At 55.9% G+C, this 3126-nt stretch carries 2 protein-coding genes; both read left to right on the top strand.

Annotated elements, in window-relative coordinates; genetic code table 11:
- Positions 1-61: 61 nt before the first annotated feature.
- Entirely contained in the window at positions 62-400 is a 339-nt protein-coding gene (locus IE156_RS12835) for a hypothetical protein (protein WP_189392951.1), read from the top strand.
- Positions 397-3126: host specificity factor TipJ family phage tail protein (locus IE156_RS12830; protein ID WP_189392950.1), on the top strand; the 2730-nt coding region annotated here is incomplete at its 3' end. The genes IE156_RS12835 and IE156_RS12830, both read left to right, overlap by 4 nt.

The following is a 3126-nucleotide window of genomic DNA, read 5'->3' as shown; positions in this document are numbered from 1 at the left end:
ACTTGACTCGTACCGGTGAGGCGTACACGGTGGATCGGTTCTCGATGTTGCGAGGCTTTCTGTGAGTATCGATGCGCTGCTGGACCAGGTCTATGACCGAAAAACCAATAACTGCCTGCACTTTGCAGCTTCGGCTTGGCAGCGCCTTACTGGAGACAGTCGCCTGCACAGCATCCGAGAGGCCAATGTCTTGGGCGTGAAGTCGGTAATGCGGCAGTTTCAGAAGGTGGCCGGGCCGACTGTAGCGCCGTCTGTTGTGCTGATGGAGTCGGCCAGCGGGGATGTGCACATTGGTGTCTGCATGCGGCGGCGTTTGCTGCACCTATGCGAACGCGGCGCTGAGTTTATGCCGTTCGAATGCTATGCCGGGGTCTACCACGGGATGAGGTTCTATCAATGATTGTCGTAAATATCGTTCGCAACGTGCTGGAGCCCGAGAGCATCACGCGCCATGAGACTGACGATCTGATTGCTTTGCTACGTGCAGAGTTTGGCGATCATGCGCCGGAAGGTGCGCGGCTGTATCACGAGCATGTCTCTGAGTACACAGATGTGACGCCGACCAGCAAAGAAGTTGAGGACGCGCTGCACGATATGCCAGGGCCGTTCTATCTGGTGCTGGAGCCACAAGGGCCAGAGGTCTGGATTCCACTGGCTATCGCAGCAGTTGTGTCTGTAGCCAGCATGCTGCTGTTCAAGCCGAAGATCCCGAATACAGCCCAGCGCAATATCGCATCGGAGTCGCCCAACAATGGCCTGTCAGCTCGGGCAAACCGAGAGCGGGTCAATGGCCGTATCCCGGATATCTACGGGACGGTACGTAGCACGCCCGATCTGCTTGCCGTGCCGTACTCGGTTTTCGAGAACCACGTTGAGAAAGAAATCGCGTACATGTGTGTTGGTCGAGGCCTGTTTGAGGTCCACGATGTGCGCGACGATACGACGTCAGTTGATGAGATCGCAGGCATGTCGGTGGAGGTTTACGGGCCAAACACTTCGCCTAACAGTGGAGCGCCGCAGCTTCGTCTCGGGAATGCAATCAATACACCTGTGCTGGCCGTTAAGCGCTCCAATAGTGTGAACGGCCAGGCGTTACAGCCGCCGAACTCGTCTCGGCTGGTGTTTTCGCCCATGGTGTTCGAGTCGCCAAACATAGTTCGTAGCACTAATCCGGATGTGGATTTCACGGAGTTGTTTCTTGCAGGCGATGGAATTTCTATTTCTGGCGCCAAGGCAACAGATGGTTTCTATCAGTACGCGGCGCCAGTGGACTCATCAGGCATATCCAACACAGATAACTTGGTTGGATATTTGGCACTAGAGGGCGACCAGTCTGCTAATTGGGAGTCTGGGCAGGTCGTTACGATTGCCAACGGTACGTATCGCTGGATTGGCATCACCGGCGGAGATGGCGGCTACTTTTTCGATGTGAGTACCAATATTAACGGGACTTATGGGGTTCTTGATGTTGTCGTCGGCCCCACATTCACGTCTCTGAAGCTGGATATTTCTCAAAACTATTCTGCTTGGCCAGGACCGCTGGGGAACGTTGAGACAACTCCGACGGGCAGCCCTATCTTGACCCGTCCTTCAGGAGAGGTTCTGTATGACTTGTCTGGCTCTTATGCAATTAACACTCTAGCCAGCAATGAGCTGACTCTTTCCGATCCAGCGGCTGTAAACCCTGATTGGGGCGTGCTGGAGAATGAGTACGGCGGGGTCTCTCCCGAGCTGATTGTCACCGTGCAGGCACTGAAGGAGCGGTGGGTAGGCTGGATGACGATAGAGTCAGCAACGCCGATTAGCCGGGCGATCTGCAATATTGTCGCCCTGAATGGCTTGTATGCCGACAACGGCCAGCAGCAGTACCGCAGGGATGTGGCTGTACGGCTGGAGGCAGTGCCGCTCGATGCCGTGGGCAACCCTACGGCCAGCGCTCGGGTGTTTGACGGTGTAGTCCAAGGCTCGGCCACATCGCGCTCTACTCGGGCAGCCACGCTTAACGTTGATCTGGGGATGGAGTCGCTCAAGTGGCAGTTCCGCATGATTCGTACAAGCGACTCGGATACCAGCTTCGACGGCCAGATCGTTGATGAAGTGAAATGGCGGGACTTGTATGCGGCTTCACAGGTGGATCAGCCTCATTTTGGGGATGTGACTACCGTTCTGGCGTCTACATTTGCCACCGATGGGGCGCTGGCCGTTAAAGAACGCAAGCTGAACTTGCTGGTAACGCGGCAGATCCCACTGAGAGAGGGAACTGGCTTTACGTCTACGCTTCACTCATCACGCAATGCAGCCGATATTCTTTGTGCCATCGCTCTGGACCCGAGAATCGGCAATAGAAGCATGGCCGAGATTGACGTGGAGGGGATCTATGCCACAGCCGTTGAGATTGTCGATTACTTCGGCATTCCGGATGCAGCCGAGTTTTGCTACACGTTCGATAAGTCGGAGATGTCTTTTGAGGAGACGTTTCAAGCCGTGGCCAACGCGATCTTTTGCCAAGCCTATCGGCAGGGCAGCCAGTTGCGGTTGTTCTTTGAGCGTGAGACCGACGACAGCTCACTGCTGTTCAATCATCGGAATACCCTGCCCGGATCGGAGTCCCGGACGTTCTCATTTGGCCCGGCAGAAGGCTATGACGGAGTGGAGTACGAATACGTCTCGCCGGATGATGCTGCTGTGGTGACTATCTACCTTCCAGACCAGAGCGCAGTTAAGCCGCAGAAAATCGAATCTGTAGGAGTGCGTAGTCACCAACAAGGCGAGCTGCATGCTTGGCGGGCCTGGAACAAGATCCAGTACCAGCACACGACCATGGAGCGCGATTGCCTGAGCGAAGCCAGCATGCTGGTGCTTGGCCAGCGCATTCTGTGCTCGGATACGAGCAAATCCGGAGAGCAGGGCGGTTATGTGACCGCTGTCGATGGCTTGGCTGTACGTCTATCGCAGCCGATGGACTGGAGCGAACCAGGGCTGCATGTGATGTTCATCCAGAACTCGGATGGGCAGACGGAGGGCATCCCGATTAGCTCAGCCGGCGAGGATTTCTGGGCGTTGCTCAGTAGGCCGCCGCGTGTACCGATTGTGACTAACAGTGCGCAGCCAACAGGCTACATCATT

The sequence above is a fragment of the Alcaligenes pakistanensis genome (assembly GCF_014652815.1).
In the GTDB taxonomy this organism is placed as follows: domain Bacteria; phylum Pseudomonadota; class Gammaproteobacteria; order Burkholderiales; family Burkholderiaceae_B; genus Alcaligenes; species Alcaligenes pakistanensis.
This window is presented reverse-complemented; position numbering and strand designations above follow the sequence as displayed.